The following is a 19,433-nucleotide window of genomic DNA, read 5'->3' on the forward strand; positions in this document are numbered from 1 at the left end:
TGAGCGAGATGGAGGCGAGCGTCGCGCGGTTCGCCGCGATGGGCACGCGGGTCGAGCTGCACCTGTTCGGCCGCGCCGCCCCCGACGCGCTCGCCGCCGCGCGCGCCGCGGTGGAAGCGGTGGAGGATGCACTAACCGTGCGGCGCGAGTCGCCCGCGGTGGCGCTCAACCGGGTGCTGGCGCGCGGGGGCGAGGCGGTGGTCGCGGACTCGCTGCTGTGGGAGGCGCTGCTGGCGGTGGACGCGATGCGGGCCGCGACGGACGGGCTGTTCGATCCGTGTGTGGGGGGCGGGCCGGAGCTGCTTCGCGGGTCGTGGGACGAGCACACCCTCTCGCCCGACGCTGTTCCCCGGCGAACGCCGGGGCCCAGTTGGGAAAGCCTCGGTGGCTCTTGCGAGACGTCCCCCACCCGGACCCCGGCGTCCGCCGGGGCGGAACGGGAGGGGGAAGAGACGATCTCCCTCCAGTGTGTCTCCCGTGGCGGCGTGGCCGTCGTCGCGTCGTCATCACTACCGCCTTCCCGACTGGGCCCCGGCCTTCGCCGGGGCACAAGCGCGCTCGAGGCCAACGACGTCTCCCCCCTCTCCCGCTGGTCCGCGCTCGCGATCGACCGGGCCACCCGCCGCGTCGCCGCCGCGCACCCGCTCGCGCTCGACTTCGGCGGCTTCGGCAAGGGCTACGCGCTCGACCGCGCCGTCGCCGCCCTCCGCAGCGCAGGCGTCATCTCGGCCTTCCTCTCCGCCGGCGAGAGCTCGATCGCGGTGATCGGCGAGCACCCGCTTGGCGGCGCATGGCCGCTCGCGATCCCGCATCCCGAGATCGATGGCATGTGGCTGAGCGAGCTCGAGCTCACCGACGCCTCGCTCTCGGTCTCGTCCACCGTCGGCGCCGGCGCGGCGAAGCCAGGCCGCGCCGCGATGATCCGCCCCATCGACGGCGCGATCGTCACCCGCCGCGCGACCGCCGTCGCCGTCGCGGCAACCGGCGCCGAGGCCGAGGCGCTCAGCACCGCGCTCCTCGTCGCCGATGCATCCGCCGCCGACCGCCTCCGCGCCGCGGCGCCGGATCGTCGCTTCCTCTTCCCCCATGACGCGCCGACGCGCGCCGACCGACCGATGGAACTCACCGCATGACCGACGACGATTTCGCGCTCTCGCGCCGCTCCTTCCTCGATCGCGTGCTGGTCGCCTCGGCGGGCGTGGGGATGAGCGTCGCCGCCCCCTGGACCGCGCTCGCCGCGGCCGAGCCGGCGAGCGGCCCGCGCGTGCGGCTCGGCGTGATCGGCACCGGCGACCGCGGCCGCGCGCTGATCCAGAACATCAACAAGACGCGCAACTGCACCGTCGCCGCTCTGTGCGACCCGTTCGCGCCGCACATGGCCAAGGCGCGCGCGCTGGTGCCCGCGAGCACGCCCGTCTTCACCGATCACCGCGCGCTGCTCGACGCCAAGGGGATCGACGCGGTGGTGATCGCCACGCCGCTCGACCTCCACGCGCGGCTCACGATGGAGGCGCTCGACGCGGGCTATCCGGTGTTCTGCGAGAAGGCGATGGCGCGCACGATCGCCGATTGCGGGGCGATGGTCACGCGCGCACGCCAGCGCGGCAAGGTGCTCCAGATCGGCCACCAGCGCCTGTTCAACCCGACCTATCTCAACGCGCTGAAGCGCGCCAAGTCGGGCGAGATCGGCACGATCACGCAGATCCGCGCGAGCTGGCACCGCAATCGCAGCTGGCGCCGCGACGTGCCGGCGGGCGGGCAGGAGCGCGAGATCAACTGGCGGTTGTACCGCGCGCGCTCGGCCGGGCTGATGACCGAGCTGGCGACGCACCAGCTCCAGGTCGCCAATTGGTTCATGGACGGGCTGCCGACGCGCGTGATGGGCTCGGGCAGCATCTGCTTCTGGAAGGACGGGCGCGAGGTCTATGATCAGGTCGCGCTGATCTTTGATTATTCCGAGGGGCGGAAGGTGATCTACACCTCGATGCTCAACAACGCGCGCTACGGCTGCGAGGAGCAGATCCAGGGCAGCAAGGGCACGATCGAGCCCGAGCTCGGCCGTATCTATCAGGAAGTCCAGCCCGCCGCCGTCCCCGCGCTCGCCAAGATGCGCAAGGACGTCCAGGCCGGGCGCAAGAACACCGTGCCGATCGGCGGCGCCACCTGGTTCCCCGAGCTGCCCGTCACCACGCCGGGCGACTCACTCGGCTGGGGCGAGTATGACGAGACGATGCTCCAGTTCGAGGGCTTCGGCGAGGCAGTGCGCAGCGGCAAGGAAGTGCCCGGCCTGCTCGCCCAGGCCTATTATGCCAGCGTCGCCTCGCTGCTCGGCGAGCAGGCGATCGACACCGGCCGCGCGCTCGACTGGCCGACCGACCTCGTCACTGTCTGACCCCTACTTCTCCCAAGGACCTGCTGCCATGGACATGATCGATCGCCGTCTCCTGCTCGCCGGTGCCGGACTCGTCGGCGCGGGGATCGCCAGTGCGTCGGGCGCGCAGTCAACCGCGGCGGGCAACGGCGTCTCCGCCGAGGGCGCGCCGACCGGCCCCGACCCCAGCGCCAAGAACCGCCTGCGCTTCGCGGTGATCGGGCTCGACCACTCGCACATCTTCGCCATCACCGACGCGCTGATCCGCGGCGGCGGCACGCTGGTGGCGGTGCACGCGGGCGACCCCAAGCAGCTCATCCCCTTCCGCAAGCGCTACGGCGACGTGAAGGTGGCGCGCACCGAGGAGGAGATCCTCGCCGACAAAACGATCCAGGTCGTCGCCAGTGCCTCCATCCCCGATCTGCGCGCGCCGCTCGGCGTCCGCGTGATGCGCGCGGGCAAGGACTTCCTGTCGGACAAGCCCGGCATCACCAGCCTGGATCAGCTCGCCGAGGTGCGCCGCACGATCGCGCAGACCAAGCGCAAGTTCGCGATCATGTATTCGGAGCGGCTCGAGGTACGCGCCGCGGTCAAGGCGGGCGAGCTGGTCCATGCCGGCGCGATCGGGCGGGTGGTGCAGACGATCAACATCGCGCCGCACCGCGTCAGCGCGCCGACTCGCCCCGATTGGTTCTGGGACGTGAAGTATTACGGCGGGATCCTCACCGATATCGGCAGCCATCAGGCCGATCAGTTCGTGTTCTACACCGGCTCGACCGAGGCCTCGGTGGTGGCGTCGCAGGTCGGCAATTTCGCCACGCCGCAGCATCCGAAGTTCCAGGACTTCGGCGACATGATGCTGACGGGCAACGGCGGCGCGGGCTACGTGCGGGTCGACTGGTACACGCCGGACGGGCTGCCGACCTGGGGCGACGGGCGCGTCTTCATCCTCGGCACCGAGGGCTATATCGAGCTGCGCAAATATGTCGACATCGAGGGACGGCCCGGCGGCAACCACCTGTTCCTCGCGGACAAGAAGGGCACCCGCTACATGGACTGCAGCAAGGTGCCGCTGCCGTTCGGGCCGCAGTTCGTCACCGACGTGGTCGAGCGCACCGAGGTGGCGCAGAACCAGGCGCAGGCGCTGCTCGCCGCCGAGCTGGTGCTGAGCGCGCAGGACAAGGCGCGCACGCTCTCGGGCACGCGCCCGCCGGTGCAGGGCGGCTGAGCGGGGGCGCTAGCGGTCGTGAACCTATTCCCCTCCGTGCCCGGGAGGATCTAGTCTCTCCTCCTCACGCCGCCTTCGGCAGCACCGCAGCCTCCGCCGGCGCCACACCCACCGGCGTCTCCACCGGCGCCACACCCGCGTCGACGCTGCCGGTGCGTTCCAGCTTGCCCCAGCCCACCTTCGGTCCGGTCAGCGCGGCATAAGCGGCGCGCAGCACCACCGCGTAGAGGATCTGGCGATAGCCGAAGCGTTGCAGCAGCAGCCGCAGCGCGGGGAAGCGCGCCTCGCGGCGGTCGAGCCGGAACGCGATCCAGCCGCAGGCGAGATCGATCGCGGTGAAGGCGAGCCAGAAGGCCGCGACGGTAGCGGCGTCGCCACCAGCCGCGTCCCAGCCGCGGTCATAGACGCGCCAGACCGTGCCGCCGACGCCGGCGATCAGCCCGAGGTCGATCAGCGGCGCCACCAGCGTGAAGCCGAACTGGAACAGCAGCGCCTGCGGCAGGCCGATCCACGCGAGCCCGCGCGGCCGTCCGCGCCCGATCAGCGCGCGATGCTTCCACAGGCACTGGAGCGTCCCGAACGCCCAGCGGAAGCGCTGCTTGAACAGAGCGCGCACCGTCTCGGGCGCCTCGGTCCAGGCCACCGCGTCATTGTCGCAGGCGACGCGCCAGCCGGCGCGCTGCACGGCGATGGTGAGATCCTGGTCCTCCGCCAGCGTGTCCTCGGGATAGCCGCCGACCTCGTCGAGCGCGACTCGGCGCCACGCCCCGACCGCGCCCGGCACCACCGTCACCGCGCCCAGCACGGCGAGCGCGCGGCGCTCGAGCTGCTGCGCGGTGACATATTCCAGCGCCTGCCAGCGCGTGATCAGGTTGACGCGATTGCCGACCTTGGCGCAACCCGCCACCGCGCCGATCGCCGGATCGGCGAACCAGCGCGTCAGCTTCGCGATCGTGTCGGGTTCGAACTGCGTGTCGGCGTCGAGCGCGATCACCACGTCGCCGCGCGCCTGCGCCAGCGCGGTGTTGAGCGCGCGCGCCTTGCCGCCGTTGGTCAGCGTCAGCAGCCGCACGCGCGGGTCGATCGCGAAGGCGGCGCGGACCACGTCGGAGGTGCCGTCGCTCGAGCCGTCGTCGATCACGATCACCTCGACGCGCACGCCCTCGCTGGCGAGGATGCGGCGCACCGACGACTCGATCACGCGCGCCTCGTTGAAGGCGGGGATGAGCACCGAGACGAAGCCGGGCACGCGATGCGGCGCCGCGATCGGCGCGTCGTCGCGACGGCGCCGCAGCGCCAGCGCAGTGAGCGATAGCGAGCGCGCGATGCCCAAAGCGATCGCGACGGCGAACAGCCAGCCGAGCGAGTCGCGCAGCCAGGCCGCGCCGTCGAACAGCGTGCGCGCGCCCGCGGCGCGCGCGCCCGTGTCGCTGGCGAGCCGCGGCATCACCGCCTCGCGCGACAGGCCGGCGAGCGTCGAGACGGGCACCAGCTCATAGCCGCGCGCGCGCAGCCCGCGGATGATCGCGGGCAGCGCCGCGAGCGTCTGGGTGCGATCGCCACCCGAGTCGTGCAGCAGCACGATCTGCGCCGGCCGATCGGCGGTCCCCGCCGCGACGCCGGCGATGACGCGGCGCGCGATCGTGGCGGCGTCGGGCTTCTCCCAGTCGAGCGGATCGACGTTGAGGCCGACGGTGAGATAGCCGAGCCGCGCCGCGACCCGGCTGGCGTGGAGCTCGTCGCGCCGGTCCGGGTCCGCGTCGCCGAGGAACGGCGGGCGGAACAGCGTCATCGCGCGTCCGGTATAGGCCTCGACCAGCCGCTCGGTGGCGCGAAGCTCGAGCGCGATGTCGGCCTCCGAGCGGCGGCCGAGATCGGCGTGCGTGGTGGAGTGGTTGCCCAGCTCGCTCCCCTCGGCGACGATGCGGCGCAGCAGCGACCCCTGCCCCAACGCGTTGGCCCCGGTGACGAAGAAGGTCGCGGACGCGCGCTCGCGGCGGAGCACGTCGAGCAGGCGCGGGGTCCAGCGCGGGTCAGGACCGTCGTCGAAGGTCAGCGCGACCAGCCGGCGGCGCGCGCCGGTGCGCTCGACCACGTCGGGTCCGGGCAGCCGCCCCCAGCGCTCGTCGCGGACCAGCCCGTCGCGAGCGACGAAGCCGCGCACGCCCGGAGATGCCGCGGCGGCGAGGCGGAGCAGCTCGCCCTTGCCCTCGACCGCAACCGTGTCTTCCGCCGGCAGCGTCTGCCGCGCGGGCAGCGCGCGGCCGGCGAGCAGCGGCCATACGCCCGGATCCTCGCTGCCGAGCCGCCATAGCGCCACGCCCGCGGCGCCGGTGCGGCGCACCGCGGCGAGCTGGTTCGCCGCACTGGCGGCGTCGAGCAGCCACACGTCGTGTTGGGCCGCGCCGAGCTGGTAGGAGAAATGGCTGTTGCCGCTCGCGGGATCGAAGACCGGCGCGGTGCCGGCGCGGCGCGCGATCGCCCAGGCGTCGGCGACCGAGCGCGGCTCGGTGCTGCGACCGTTCCAGTCATAGGCATAGCTGCCGATCGCGACGATCGCCTTGTCCGCGCCCGCGCGCGCCACCGCCTGCGCGACCACGCGCGCGAACCACGGCTGCGACGCGATCGGCCCCGCCGCGCCGCCCATCCAATGCTCGTCATAGGCCATCAGCACCACGCGGTCGGCGGCGCGCGCGTAGGCGGCCAAGTCCCAATCGGGGTCGGCGACCGGCGCGGCGAGCATCACCGCCCACCCGCGCGGCGCGAAGCGCGCGCGCAGTTGTGCGAGGAAGCGGAGATAGTCGGGGTGCGCCGTGGCGGGCAGGCTCTCGAGATCGAGCATGACGCCGGCGCCGCGCTGCTGTGCGACCAGCGCCTCCAGTTGAGCGGCGAAGGCGCGGCGGGCGCGGGCGTCGGCGAGCAGTGCGGCGGTGGCGGCGCCGTCCCACTGGCCGTCGGCGCGCGCGTTCTGGACCATCGGCAACAGGCGCGGCCGGCGCTTCGCCCGTGCGAGCAACGGCGCGAGCGTAACGTCGGCCTCCACGGTGAGACGGTGGTCCGCACCGGTGACGGTGGCGACGCCGGGGACGAGCCAGTCGAGCGCGCCGAGATGCGCCGAGAGCGAGGCGCGCGAGGGCGCGTCCCACGGCATGTAGAAGCCCATCGTCTCGCGCTTCAGCACCGCGCCGGTCGCGGCGGGCAGCCACGCGCCGGTGGCGGCGGCGACGGGAGCGAGGGTCAGCGCGCGCGGCGTCGTGCCGGCGTCGGCGAAGCGCGGCGCCACGCGGTCGAGCGGCTGCACCAGCAGCGCGACGAGCAGCGCGAGCGCGGCGAGCGGCACCAGCGCCGCGAGCGCCAGGGTCGCGCGGACGCGGCGCCCGCGTCGCCCGCTGGCATCGTAGAAGATGGACACGCTCGCTGTGGCTCCCGGTAGGTCGGGGCGGCGCCTAGCGAATCAGGGTAAACAACGGGTTGCAACGTGGAGGCGCATCGGCCGTCATGGGTGAGCCGACGCTTGAGGCAGCGCCACGGCATCGGGCTCGGCGTCGATCGCGATCTATCGCCCGTCATCCTGGAGGCGGTCCGAGACGCACGGGTACGAACCGCGTCTGTTTGTGGTCGCGGAAGCGGCTTGCCCGCACCATGGTCGTCGCGCTCGTGGATCTGTCGGTGCGTATCCAAGAGGCGGCTTGCTCTCTCACCATTGTCATCCCGCGTCGCGCCGGGATCCATGGTGCCGCGAAAGCAACGCCGGGGGCGCTCGCGGCGCGACGGATCCCGGGTCGAGCCCGGGATGACGGATGGGGCTAGCCGCTTTCGCGACAGAACCTTGCGGCTTCAGACCCGTTGACGCCGGAACACGTCCGGGAGGACGGCAGAAGGCGGTCGACCCCAGCGAAGACCAGCTTCCGCTATCCCCGCCCCGCCGCGACGGTGCTGCTGATCGATCGCTTCGGCTGGGGCGAGAGCGTGCGGACGATCGTCTCGAATCCCTCTTCTGACACGCGGATCTCGTTGAACGCCGGCGGCGTCGCGCGCGTGCGCTTGGACAGCGTGCCCGCACCGATCAGCCGCAGCGTCCAGCCGCCGCGCTCATACGGCACGTCGAACGGATCGTGGACGTGCCCCGACAGCACCGCGTGCACCCCCGCGTCGGCGAGCGCCTCCAGCGCGGCGTCGCCGTTCCTGGTTCTCGCGGTCCCCTTGGTGCCGCCCTCGATCAGCGGATGGTGGCCGGCGACGAAGATGAGATGATCCTTGGGCGCCTCCCGCACCAACGTCAGCGCGCGACGCAGCGAGCCGCGGCTCACCCGGCCCTTGGACCAGTTCCAGCGCCACTGCGCGCGCGCGGTGGTCTTGAGCGGGACGACGGTGACCCCCGCCACGTCGAGCGGCTTCTCGATCATCCGCTCTACCGCGGCATAGCGCGAGTAGGGTGAGAACAGCCGGCGGATCGGATCCCAGTAATAAGGGATATCATGGTTGCCGACCTCGAGCGTCACCGGCACGCCGAGGCTGCGAAGCCACGCGCCGCCGGCCTCGAACTCCTTCGGCGTGGCGCGCATCGTCAGGTCCCCGGTCATGATCACCGCGTCGGGCTTCTCCGCGGCGACGAGGTCGCGGAACCAGGTCACCGCCTCCGGGTCCTCCGCGCCGAAATGGACGTCGCTCACGTGAAACAGCTTGGTCATGCGTCGCCTTTGTTCGTCAGAGGCATAGGACGCGAGCGCGCGCGCGCGGTTCCGCGTCACCCTCACACCTGCACCGGCTGCGCGATGCGTCCGTCCGCGCCGAACACGCGCAGGTAGCGCTCGATCTCGGCCGGCGCGCCGGTCGCCTTGGCGGGATTGTCGCTCAGCTTCACCGCTGGATGCCCGTCCGCCTCGGTCACCTTGCACACCAAGGAGATCGGCTCGAGCCCGCCCGCGCCGTCGGGATCACAGCCGCGGAAGTCGTTGGTGAGGTTGGTGCCCCAGCCGAAACTCAGCCGCACCCGGCCGTGGAAGTGGCGGTACACGCGCTCGATCGAGTCGACGTCCATCCCGTCCGAGAAGATCAGCAGCTTGGTGCGTGGGTCGAAGTCGTGCTGCTGCCACCAGCGGATGATCTGCTCGCCGGCCTCAATCGGCGGCGCGCTGTCGGGGCGAAAGCCGGTCCAGTCCGCCACCCAGTCGGGCGCGGCGCGCAGGAACGCCGCGGTGCCGAACGCGTCTGGCAACGCGATCAGGAGGTTGCCGCCATAATGCTGGCGCCACTGCTCGAGCACGCGATAGGGTGCGCCCGCCAGGTCGGCGTCGTCGCGCGACAGTGCCGCCTCCACCATCGGCAGCTCGTGCGCGTTGGTGCCGATCGCCTCGAGGTCGGCGTCCATCGCCAGCAGCACGTTGGAGGTGCCGATGAAGCGCTCGCCCAGCCCCTCCTTGAGCGCCTCGACACACCAGCGCTGCCACAGGAAGCCGTGGCGGCGGCGCGTGCCGAAGTCCGAGATGACGAGGTCGGGCAGCTCGCGCAGCCGCTCGACCTTGTCCCACAGCTTGGCCTTGCCGCGCGCGTAGAGCACGTCGAGCGCGAACCGGTCGTGGTCGCGCGTCGCCGCGCGCGAGCGCAGCTCGTTGATGATCGCGAGCGCGGGGATCTCCCACATCGTCGTCTCGCACCACTTGCCCGCGAAGGTCAGCTCATACTGGCCGTCGACCCGGCGCAGCTCGTACTCGGGCAAGCGGAAGTCGGCGAGCCAGGCGAGGAAGTCGGGCGCGAACATCCGTGCCTCGCCGTAGAAGCTGTTGCCCGTGAGCCAGATCAGCTCCTTCTTGGCGAAACGCACCGTGCGCGCGTGGTCGAGCTGGGCGCGCAGCTCAGCCTCATCGATCACCTCGGCGAGGCGCACCGTCTTGGTGCGGTTGATCAGCGCGAAGGTCGCGCGCGTCTCCGGGTGGAGGCGGCGGATCATCTGCAGCATCAGCAGCTTGTAGAAGTCGGTGTCGAGCAGGCTGCGGACGATCGGGTCGAGCCGGAAGCTGTGGTTATAGGTCCGTGAGGCGATGTCGGTGACGGTGGTCATGCCGGGGGCATAAGCGGTGTGCGCGCGGGGATGAAGGGGGCCGCGAGGATGGGAGCCGCCCGTTACCCGCGTCGGCGGTGTGACGATGCCACGCGTCCTCCACTCACCATCATCCCGGACTTGATCCGGGATCCACTTCTCCGCGAGAGCAGCGGCGTCGGCGTCTGTGGAGGGCGGGATCCCGGGACAAGTGCGGGATGACGGTGAGGAAAGAGTGGTGCGGATCGTCGGCCGGCGGACCATCTCGCCGCTACGCTCAGCCCCCGAACGAGCGTCCCCCACCCCAGCCGCCGGTCGACCGCGCCGAGACGCGCCCGCCGAAGCCGCCGCGCGACACCACCGAGCTGCGCGTCTGGATCCGCTGCGTCGTCACCGGCGCGGTGATCGCGCGCGATCCGACCTGATAGCCGTAGCCTCGCCCGCCATAGCCGCCGGCAGACAGCCACGCGCCGGAGGGCGTGTAGTAACGCTGGTCGCGTCCGCTGCGATACAGGCCCGAATAATGATAGCCCGGCCCGTTGAGCAGCCGCCCGATCATGAAGCCGGTCAGCAGCGGCACGAAGAAGCTCTGCCCGCCCTCGTTGCGGACGAGGCAGTTGCCCGAGCCGAACTGGTCCTCGCACACGTCGCGGTCGGCGAAGCGCGGCGCGGTCTTGCCGTCCTCCGCGGCGGCGTTGCGGGCGGCCTCCTCGCACGTCACCTGCGCGAAGGCGCCGCTGGCCTTGCACTCGTCGACATTGTTGAACGCGGCCACCTCGGTGGGCGCGCCGTAGCGCTCGCGCGAGACCTGCTCGTCGCTCGGCTGCGGATCGCAGGCGGAGAGCATCGCCAGCGCGCTCGCGGCGGAGAGACCCGCGGCGGCGGAGCGCAGGCGGCGGCGCGGAACGGTCGAGTCGGTCATGGCGACCTCAATAGGTCATGCTGGCGGCGTTGAGCAGCCCGACCGAGATCGAAGTCGCCGCGGCATAGACGCCGCTGGCGACATTGCCCTCCTCGAGCCGCCGCGCCATGTCGCGCACCACGACGCGGCGCACCACCAGGCTGGCGAGCACCTGGATCGCGCCCGCGAGCACCGCCCAGGCGACGAACTCGACCGGATCGTTGGTCTCGCTCAGCGCAGAGGCGAGCGGCAGCGCGAAGCCGATGATCGCGCCGCCGAAGGCGAGCGCGGCGGCGACATTGCCCTGCGCCACCAGCGCACGCTCGTCATACGGCGTCGATCTCTGGTAGATCGCCTTGAACAGCGCGAGCAGCACGCAGGCCAGCCCGAAGGCGAGCAGGAAATGGCCCGCGCCGGCGATATAGGCGGGAAGGTCGAGCGTCACGATGGCGTCTCCCGGGTCGGTGGCGGGGCGGATGGTTGAGGGAATGACTTGAGTAAGTGCCGGCGACTAGCCCCGCACTGTCCCAACCACGTCACCCCTGCGAAAGCGGGAATGACGGAAGGGAAGCGGGCATGACGGACGGGAAAGGGTTAAGCGCGACCTCGCTCACGCGCTGAACTCCGCCGGCGACAGCGGCAGCCCGACCATCAGGTCGTGCGTCGTGTCACCGCCCTCGGGGCTGGTCGCCACCGCGAGCAGCAGCTCCTGCCCCTCGGGCGCGAGGTCGCGCGCGTAGAGCATGCATTGCTGTCGGATGTGCTTCACCGGCGCGCCGTCGCGCTCGTAATAGAGCGCCTCCCACAATTGCACCGGCGGCTGGACGCGGTCGTCGCCCTCGTACCAATAGCGGCGGAACGGCGGCAGCCCGCCCTCGACCCACTCGGGCCTGGTCATGCGCTCGCGGAAGGCGGCGTCGTCCCAGCCGCCGCTCGCGTAGGTGGAGGACCACGGGCGGAACAGCGTGAAATCGTCGGCGTCGCTGCCGTCCGCCTGCTGGCTCACCGCCTGCAGCATCAGCTCGTCGTCGGTGTAGAAGCGGTGGACATAGCCGCCGTCGTCAAGCTTGATCAGCCCCTGCGCGGTGATCTCCAGCGTGTCGCGGTCGAGCGTGAACACGCCGCCCGTCAGCCGCCGCCACGCCAGCGGATCGAGCCGCACCATCCGCCCGATCGTGATGTCGCGCACCACCGCCACGCTGGGTCGCGCCGCGTCGTCGCGCGCGCCGCCGAACAGGCTGCCGAAGATCATGCCGTCACCCGTCGCGCCTTTCCTTGCTCACGGGTGCGGGCTAATGCGAGGGGTGTCAACAGGCGACAACGGCAGGAGCAGCGATCGGTGAGCGACACGGCGCGGGTATGGACGATCGGTCGGCTGGCGGACGCGCTGGCGGCGCACCGCGAGGAGCTGAGCGTCGAGCGGATCGAGTCGGCCGAACCGGTGCTGCGCGTGACGATGCACGATCACGGCGACCTCGCGGTGTTCGTCAGCTGCGCGGGCGAGCAGATCGTCGTCTCCACCCTGCTGTGGCCGGTCGACGAACAGCATGAGGCGGAGAAGTTCAACCGCTTCCTGCTCAAGGCGCAGAAGCTGGTGCCGCTGTCCAACTTCGCGATCACCGAGCTGGATGGGCGCGAATATTACGAGCTGATCGGCGAGCTCTCGATCGAGTCGAGCGAGCGCGAGATCCTGATCGAGCTGCGCGTGCTGGCGCAGAACGCGCTGGACGCCGCGGCCGACCTGCGCGACGCCTTCGCCGCCGCCTGACCCTCATTTCCTCAAGGACCGATACGTCATGTCGATGTGGAAGCAGTTCGTCACTCTGGTACGCGGCAGCGCGCACGAGGCGGGGCAGTCGGTGGTCGACGCGCGCGCGCTGACGATCCTCGACCAGCAGATCCGCGACGCCGGCGCGGCGCAGGCCAAGGCACGCGACGACCTTGCCACGCTCACCGCCAAGCGCCGCCTGATCGAGAAGGACATCGAGGCGCTCGCCGCGCAGCAGGAAAAATACGAGGCGTCGGCGCGCGCGGCGATGGGGCGCGGCGACATGGACCTGGCGCGCGAGGTGGCGCAGCGGCTCGCCACGATCGAGCAGGAACTCGGCGGCAAGCGCCCGCAGGTGGAGGAGATGCGCACCGCCGAGGACCGGATGCGCGGCATCATCAAGTCGGGCGACGGCAAGATCGAGTCGCTCCGCCGCGAGGTCGACGTGGTGCGCGCCAACGAGAGTGTGCAGCAGGCGCAGGCGGCGATTGCGGCCAACACCAGCGGCGCCTCGTCGCAGCTCGGCTCGGCGGCGGACAGCCTCAAGCGGCTCAAGGAGCGCCAGGCGGTGCGCGAGGAGAAATTCCGCGCCTCGGCCGAGCTGGAGGACATGCGCACCGGCGCCGACCTCGACGCCAAGCTCCAGGCCGCCGGCCTGCTGCCGGGCTCGAGCAGCGCGGACGACATCCTCGCGCGGCTCGCGGCGCCGAAGGACGGCGGCGCGCCGCTGCGGCTCGACGACCGCAGCCGCGACACGTCGCGCGACTGAGCGGGCGGCGGCGGGTGGAGCGGATCGTCAGCGGCGAGCGTCCCGGATGGGAGGAGACCGCGCGCGCGATGGGCTTCACCTTCCACCATCTCGACGGCCAGCGTTACTGGGACGAGCGTGCTTATTACCGTTTCTCGCTCGACGAGATCGAGGAGCGGATCGAGGCGCCCTCGGGCGAGCTGCACCAGCTCTGTCTCGCCCTGGTCGAGGAGGTGGTGGCGAGCGACTCGCTGATGCAGCGGCTCGCCATCCCGGCCGAGATGCGCGACATGGTGGCGGCGTCCTGGCGCGCGAAGGCACCGTCGCTCTACGGCCGGTTCGACTTCGCCTACGACGGCACCGGCCCGGCCAAGCTGCTCGAATATAACGCCGACACGCCGACCAGCCTGTACGAGACCGCGCTGTTCCAATGGCAATGGCTGGAGGATCGCGTCGCCGACGGCACGCTGCCCTCTGACGCCGACCAGTATAACCGCCTTCACGACGCCTTGCTGGAGCGGTTCGCCACGCTGTTTACGCCGCGCAGCCTGGTCCATTTCAGCAGCGTGTCGGATTCGATCGAGGACCGGCAGACGGTGCGCTATCTCGAGGAGGTCGCGCGTCAGGCCGGGCTCGACCCGCAGTTCGTCGCGATCGACCGGATCGGCGTCGACGCCGAAGGTGCCTTCGTCGACGACGAGTCGCTGCTGATCGGCGCCTTGTTCAAGCTCTATCCATGGGAAGACATGCTGCGCGAGCCCTATGCCGCGCAGCTGCCGACGGCCAGGACGCTGTTCCTCGAGCCGGCGTGGAAGGCGTTGCTGTCGAACAAGGGGATCCTGCCCCTGCTATGGGAGCGCCACCGCGGCCATCCCAATCTGCTCCCCGCCGCTTTCGCCGACGACGCCGAGGGCGTCGCCGCGATCGGACCGCGCCACGTGCGCAAGCCCTTGTTCTCTCGCGAGGGCTGGGACATCACCCTGGTCGGCGCCGACGACGGCGACACGGCCGCGCCGCAGGCGGGCGGCTATGGCGAGGAAGGCCATATCGTCCAGGCCTATCAGCCGTTGCCGGTGTTCGGCGGCGAGCACGCGGTGGTGGGTTCGTGGATCGTCGGCGATGAGCCCGTGGCGCTGTCGATGCGCGAGGACGACGGCCCGATCACGCGCGACCTCGCGCGCTACGTCCCTCACGCCATCGTCTGATGCGGTCGAGCGCGGTGCGCATGCGAGGGCGGGTGCCGCGGCGTCGCCCCCCTCTCCCACAGCGTCTCACTGAACTCGTTTCAGGATCCACCGTGTCGCACAGCCACAGCAGAAGGCGCTTGCGGGACCGTGGATCCTGAAACGAGTTCAGGAAGAACGGAGAGAAGATGGGGCCGCCTCTGCAAGTAACGGAGCCGAGCGTCCCCACCACCCGCTCGGCCGATCGCGCGTGAGTTTCGCCGCCCCAGCGCTTAAGAAAGAGGGGCGGAGCAACGAGGACGCGATGAAGCTGCTGATCGTCGAGGATGACCGTGACTATGCCGACTCGCTGCGCGAGGACCTCGCCGCGCTCGATCATGAGGTGACCGTCGCCGAGAACGGCCGTGACGCGCTGCTCGCGCTCGAGCGCGATCGCTACGACGCGGTGATTCTGGATCGCATGCTGCCGCAGATGGACGGCGCCGCGGTAGTGCGGCACGCGCGCGAGCGCGGCCAGACGCTGCCGGTGCTGATGCTCTCCGCGCTGGGTCGTTCGGTCGAGAAGGTCGACGGTCTGGAGGCCGGCGCGGACGACTATGTCGTCAAGCCGACGCCCGCGAGCGAGATCGAGGCGCGCCTCCGCGCGCTGCTGCGCGCGCGGGGCTGGCAGCAGCAGGGCGGCGACGGCGACACGCTGCGCGCGGGCGATATCGTCGTCAGCCCCGGCCAGCACCGCGCCTGGCGCAACGGCCGCGCGCTCGATCTCGCCAAGCTCGAGTTCGGCCTGCTCGCCGAGCTGGCGCGCCACGCCGGCAGCTATCTGACCCGCGCGATGCTGATCGAGCGCGTCTGGAGCTATGACTTCGAGCCCAGCACCAACATCGTCGACGTCCAGGTCCGCTCGCTGCGACGAAAGTTGTGCGCGCCCGGCGAGGTCGACCCGATCGTGACCAAGCGCAGCGTCGGCTACATGCTGCGCGCCTGACATGTCGTCGCTCCGTGCGCTGACCCTCTTCTTCCTCGCCGCCTTCGCGGCGGCGGCGGTGCTCGCGGGGTATCTCACTTATGCCGCGTCGCGCGCCGCGGTGGTGAGCGCCGTCGACCGACGCATCGGCGAAGTCGGAGACGCGATGCTGAGCGCGGTGGCACCCGGTGACTCGCGCACGATCCTGCGCCGGATCGACGCCTTCTCGCGCCGCCGCGACACCGGTGACATCGGCTTCGAGCTGGAGGATGCACGCGGGCGCCGGGTCGGCGGCAACGTCGTGCTGGAACGAACCCTGCCGCTCGGCTTCACCACGCTGCGGCGGCGCGACGGCATCGTCGGGCTGAGCGCCGGCCGCGCGCAATCACGCGACGCCGGGGGTGGGCTGCGGCTCATCACGATCGCGGAGACCGAGCCGATCGACGGCTATCGCGCGACGCGCGTCCGGCTCTACCTGATCGGCTTCGGCACGCTGCTCGCGGTGGTGCTCGCGGGCACCGCCAGCTTCGGATGGATCGTCCGACGCCGCATCGGCGAGGTGCGCGCCACTGCCGCCGCGATCATCGACGGCGATCTCACCCGCCGTGTCCCCGTGCCGGCGCGGGGCGGCGCCTTCGCCGACCAGGCGGTGGCGTTCAACCGCGCGCTCGACCGCATCGCCGCGCTCGTCGAGCAGCTGCGCGGCGTCAGCAGCGACGTGGCACACGACCTGCGCACGCCGCTGGCCCGGCTGCGCGCGCGGCTGGCGCGACTGGCGGAGCGGCCGACCGTGTCCGGCGAGGAGCTGGAGGCAGTGCTGGCGGCGTGCGACGAGCTGCTCGCCCTGTTCGCCGCGATCCTGCGCATCGCCGAGGTGAGCGCGGGCGAGCGTCGCGCCGGCTTCCGCCCGATCGACCTCGCCGGCCTGGCCGAGCAGGCGTGCGAGACGCTCGCGGCGGCGGCGACCGAGCGCGGTCAGCGGCTGAGCGGCGGACCATTCACGCCATTCATGGTTCGCGGCGATCCGCAGCTGCTGAGCCAGGCGCTGCTCAACCTGATCGAGAACGCTTTGTACCACACGCCGGCGGGGACGAGCGTGACGGTGACGCTGGAGCGCGAGGGCGCGACGACGGTGCTGGGCGTGCGCGACGATGGCCCGGGCATCCCGGCCGCGGCGCGTGCACTGGCGCTGCGCCGCTTCGGTCAGCTCGAGACGAGCCGCCACCGGCCGGGACACGGACTGGGGCTGCCGCTGGTCGAGGCCGTGGCGCGGCTGCACGGCGGGACGCTCACGCTCGCCGACGCGGCACCGGGCTTGGCGGTGGTGATGGCGCTGCGGATGGAAGCGTGAGCGCCAGGGGGCCGCTGGCCGTGTGGCCGCGGTGCACCAGGGACACGCAATCGCCCCTGCTCTAGGGACGACCCTCTACCGGCGTCATCCTGAGCTCGTCTCAGGATCCACGGGCCCGCTTATCCACCGGCAGGAGAGCGCGAGGACGGGTGGATCCTGAAATAAGGTCAGGATGACGGGAGTAAGGGGACGACGGACCGCTCGCGCCGTGAGCGAGCAGCCCTCCCCTCGGCTCAGAAGTTCAGCAGCGCCTCCAGCCCGAAAGTCCGCGGTGCGTTGAAGTTGCCGTAGTCGCCGAGCACGTTGTTGATGTTGCCCGCGCTCACGCTGCTGGTCGGCGCGGCCGGCAGGCTGTTCGACGGGTCGCGGCGATAGACGTACTGCTCGTTGAACAGGTTGCGGCCCCACAGCGCGACCTCGAGCTTCTGCTTGCCCTCGCCTAGGGTGATGTCGGCCAGCGCGATCCGCCCGTTGAAGATCAGCGAGGCGTCGGCGCGCGTGGCGAACTGGTCGAAAGCCTGGGTCGACTGCGCGTAATTGCCGTCGAAGTGGACGCGGAAGGTGGTGCTGCCCTCGCCGACCGGCACGCGATAGTCGATCGAGCCGCTGGCGGCGTTGCGCGGCGTGAAGACGATGTAGAAGTTCTGCTCGACGCTGCTCGTCACCCCGCCCGCGGTATAGTTGATCAGCACCGGCGGGATCTTGGTGTAGGTATAGGCGTACGAGCCGTTGAGCGTCAGCCCGTCGATCGGGTTGAGCGTCAGATCCGCCTCGATGCCCCTGATCTTGGTCGTGCCGGGCGCGTTGATCGTGACCAGGTTGTTGAAGTTGCTTCCGTTGAACGGCTGGATCGAGCTGATGTCGACCTGGCTGTTCTTGCGGTCCATGATATAGCCGGCGAGGTTGAAGCGGGCGCGATGGTCCCAGAAGTCGGACTTGAGCCCGATCTCATACGACTTGATGTCCTCCGGCCTGAAAGACTGGTAATTGGCCGTGCGCGAGCTGGCGCCGCCGGCGCGATAGCCGGTCGCGTATTTGGCATAAGCGTGCACGTCCTGAGTGACGTCGACCGCGACGGTGAACGCCGGGTTGAAGCGATTCCAGGTGCGGTCGAGCGGCTGGTAGCCCGCCGCCGTGGCCGCCGCGGTGTTCACGTCATAATTCACGTTGCGCGAATAGTGCAGCACGCCGCGCTTGGTGTCGTGCGTGTAGCGTCCGCCCGCGGTGAGGTGGAGCACGTCGAGCGGGTTCCAGGTGATCTGGCCGTAGCCGGCGTAGCTCTTCGACCAGACCTCCGAGGCGCGGTCGATCGAGCGGCAGCCCGGCTGCGAGCCGAAGCCGCTCGAGCCGCGGCATGGATCGAGGATGACGTAATTGGCGCCGGTCACCTGGCCGGCGGCGTTGAGCACAGCGACCGCACCGTTCGAGTTGGGCGTCGCCGCGTCGTCGGTGACGTGCTCGTTGAAATAATAGAGGCCTGCGACATAGTCGAACCGGTCGATCGTGCCGACCGCCTGGAATTCCTGGCTGAACTGGTTCTGATGCAGGTCGGCGAGGCTGTAGCGGCTGAAACCGCACGGCGCCGCGGCGGTGCAGGCGGCGGTGAGATTCACCACCGGTACGCGATGCGCGCCGCCCGAATTGTCCCACTGCGTCGCGTTGACGCCGCGCCACGCCGTGATCGAGCGCAGCTCCACCTCGGGCGAGGCCTTGTACTTGAGGAGGTTGGTAAAGCCGTGCGTCTGGTCGACGCTCGGCTGCTGCGGCACGCCGATGTCTGCCGTCTTCATCCGGCTGGTGCCGTTGACCACCACACCCGGCAGCAGCGGCTTCACCGTGCCGGTGAGCGTGCTGTAGCTGGTACCCGGCAGCACGCAGTTGGGCGCGTTGCTCACCGGCCCGGCGATGCAGCCGTTCGGGTTGGCGTTGAGCAGCTGGCTGTAGAAGGGCGAGTTCTTGTCGAGCCCGTAATCGTAGGAGAAGTCGTTGGTCAGACCCTCGAACGGCTTCCAGCGCGCGGCGATGCGGCCGCCACGGCGGTCGTAATAGTTGAAGCCGGTCTGGCCCGCGAGCGGGTTCTTGGTGGTCGGCCCCTGGTATTGGACGACGCCGTCCACCTTGACGCTGACGTTGTGATATTCCGGCAGGTCGAGGTGGAGCTCGCCGGTGTAGGCGCCGTAATTGCCGATGCCCGCGCGCATGCGGCCCTCGAACTCGCCCGACGGCGCGCGCGTGACGATGTTGAGCGCGCCGCCCTCGGTGTTGCGGCCGAACAGTGTGCCCTGCGGGCCCTTGAGCACCTCGACCCGCTCGACGTCGAACAATGCCGCGTTGAGACCGTGCTGGCGCCCGAGATAGACGCCGTCGATATAGATGCCGACGCCCTGCTCGCGCGCGGGCTGGTTGGCGTCGAGCGGGACGATGCCGCGGATGCCCACGGTCAAGGCCGACTGGCGCGCCTCGAAGGTGGCGACGCGCAGCGAGGGGACCGCGCCGTCGGCGAGGTCATACAGGCTCTGCACGTGGCGGTCCTGCAGCGCCTGCGTGCTCAGCACGTTGATCGCGACCGGGGTCGACTGGAGGTTGGTCTCGCGCCGCGTCGCGGTGACCACCACCTCGTCGAGCCCGCCGGATTGCGCCGGGTCGGGCGCGGCGGCGTCGGGGGCGGCGGTCCGGTCGGCCGCGGCGGTGGGAGCGGCATTGCCGGGCGCGGCCAGCGCGTGACCCGGGGCGGCGAGCGCCGCGATGCCGGCGAGCAAGTGCAGGCGACGACGCGAGATAAACGACATGAACTCAACCCCTCTATGGCCCGTGGCCTTGGGAGGGGCGGATAGGAAGGTTGCGCTTCGCTATCGTGACAAAGCTATGACAGGCTCCG

15 protein-coding genes are annotated in these 19,433 nt (G+C 70.8%); 8 read left to right on the plus strand and 7 right to left on the minus strand.

The annotated features are described in order from the left end of the window. Window positions 1-8: 8 nt before the first annotated feature. From K7957_RS18015 to K7957_RS18025, 3 genes are read left to right on the plus strand one after another with little or no spacing between them, the layout of a single operon-like run. Window positions 9-1,133, plus strand: a complete 1,125-nt coding sequence (locus tag K7957_RS18015) for an FAD:protein FMN transferase (protein WP_246617261.1) — start codon at window positions 9-11, stop codon at window positions 1,131-1,133. After that, window positions 1,130-2,392: a Gfo/Idh/MocA family protein gene (locus K7957_RS18020; protein ID WP_223013898.1), complete on the plus strand. Its 1,263-nt coding sequence runs from the start codon at window positions 1,130-1,132 to the stop codon at window positions 2,390-2,392. The genes K7957_RS18015 and K7957_RS18020 overlap by 4 nt, the downstream gene beginning before the upstream one ends. A 28-nt stretch (window positions 2,393-2,420) precedes the next feature. Beyond that, window positions 2,421-3,599, plus strand: coding sequence for a Gfo/Idh/MocA family protein (locus K7957_RS18025; protein WP_223013900.1), 1,179 nt, complete (start codon window positions 2,421-2,423; stop codon window positions 3,597-3,599). 64 nt (window positions 3,600-3,663) lie between these two features. On the opposite strand, the gene K7957_RS18030 is transcribed toward K7957_RS18025, so the two are convergent. The 6 genes from K7957_RS18030 to K7957_RS18055 form a co-directional block, all read right to left on the minus strand. Continuing rightward, window positions 3,664-7,011 carry a trifunctional glycoside hydrolase family 18/polysaccharide deacetylase/glycosyltransferase family 2 protein gene (locus K7957_RS18030; protein ID WP_223013902.1) on the minus strand — a complete coding sequence of 1,116 codons (3,348 nt, stop codon included), beginning with the start codon at window positions 7,009-7,011 and terminating at the stop codon, window positions 3,664-3,666. A gap of 499 nt (window positions 7,012-7,510) precedes the next feature. Next, window positions 7,511-8,290, minus strand: coding sequence for a metallophosphoesterase family protein (locus K7957_RS18035; protein WP_223013905.1), 780 nt, complete (start codon window positions 8,288-8,290; stop codon window positions 7,511-7,513). Between the two features lie 62 nt (window positions 8,291-8,352). Beyond that, window positions 8,353-9,660, minus strand: coding sequence for a nicotinate phosphoribosyltransferase (gene pncB, locus K7957_RS18040; RefSeq protein WP_223013907.1), 1,308 nt, complete (start codon window positions 9,658-9,660; stop codon window positions 8,353-8,355). A 256-nt stretch (window positions 9,661-9,916) separates the two neighbouring features. Next, a complete protein-coding gene (locus K7957_RS18045) occupies window positions 9,917-10,561 on the minus strand; it encodes a DUF1190 domain-containing protein (protein ID WP_223013909.1) in 645 nt (214 codons plus the stop codon). A gap of 7 nt (window positions 10,562-10,568) precedes the next feature. After that, complete coding sequence (locus K7957_RS18050) at window positions 10,569-10,985, minus strand: DUF350 domain-containing protein (RefSeq protein ID WP_343228463.1); 417 nt, start codon at window positions 10,983-10,985, stop codon at window positions 10,569-10,571. Between the two features lie 165 nt (window positions 10,986-11,150). Next, on the minus strand, window positions 11,151-11,792 hold the full coding sequence (locus tag K7957_RS18055; protein ID WP_223013911.1) for a DUF2491 family protein: 642 nt from the start codon (window positions 11,790-11,792) through the stop codon (window positions 11,151-11,153). Between the two features lie 87 nt (window positions 11,793-11,879). Between K7957_RS18055 and K7957_RS18060 the strand changes: the two genes are divergently transcribed. The 5 genes from K7957_RS18060 to K7957_RS18080 all read left to right on the plus strand — a co-directional run bounded on the left by K7957_RS18060 (window position 11,880) and on the right by K7957_RS18080 (window position 16,555). Continuing rightward, entirely contained in the window at window positions 11,880-12,308 is a 429-nt protein-coding gene (locus tag K7957_RS18060) for a YjfI family protein (protein WP_223013913.1), read from the plus strand. A gap of 28 nt (window positions 12,309-12,336) precedes the next feature. Beyond that, the gene (locus K7957_RS18065) at window positions 12,337-13,077 is read left to right on the plus strand and encodes a PspA/IM30 family protein (RefSeq protein ID WP_223013915.1); all 741 of its coding nucleotides are present in this window, start codon (window positions 12,337-12,339) and stop codon (window positions 13,075-13,077) included. A gap of 14 nt (window positions 13,078-13,091) precedes the next feature. Further along, window positions 13,092-14,261 carry a glutathionylspermidine synthase family protein gene (locus K7957_RS18070; RefSeq protein WP_343228464.1) on the plus strand — a complete coding sequence of 390 codons (1,170 nt, stop codon included), beginning with the start codon at window positions 13,092-13,094 and terminating at the stop codon, window positions 14,259-14,261. A gap of 283 nt (window positions 14,262-14,544) precedes the next feature. Beyond that, the gene (locus K7957_RS18075) at window positions 14,545-15,225 is read left to right on the plus strand and encodes a response regulator transcription factor (protein ID WP_223013917.1); all 681 of its coding nucleotides are present in this window, start codon (window positions 14,545-14,547) and stop codon (window positions 15,223-15,225) included. 1 nt (window position 15,226) lies between these two features. Continuing rightward, window positions 15,227-16,555 carry a HAMP domain-containing sensor histidine kinase gene (locus K7957_RS18080; RefSeq protein ID WP_223013919.1) on the plus strand — a complete coding sequence of 443 codons (1,329 nt, stop codon included), beginning with the start codon at window positions 15,227-15,229 and terminating at the stop codon, window positions 16,553-16,555. Window positions 16,556-16,788: 233 nt separating this feature from the next. Here K7957_RS18080 and K7957_RS18085 read toward each other — a convergent pair whose 3' ends face one another. Continuing rightward, window positions 16,789-19,344, minus strand: coding sequence for a TonB-dependent receptor (locus K7957_RS18085; RefSeq protein ID WP_223013921.1), 2,556 nt, complete (start codon window positions 19,342-19,344; stop codon window positions 16,789-16,791). Between the last annotated feature and the right edge of the window lie 89 nt (window positions 19,345-19,433).

It is taken from the genome of Sphingomonas yunnanensis (assembly GCF_019898765.1).
Taxonomy (GTDB): domain Bacteria; phylum Pseudomonadota; class Alphaproteobacteria; order Sphingomonadales; family Sphingomonadaceae; genus Sphingomonas; species Sphingomonas yunnanensis.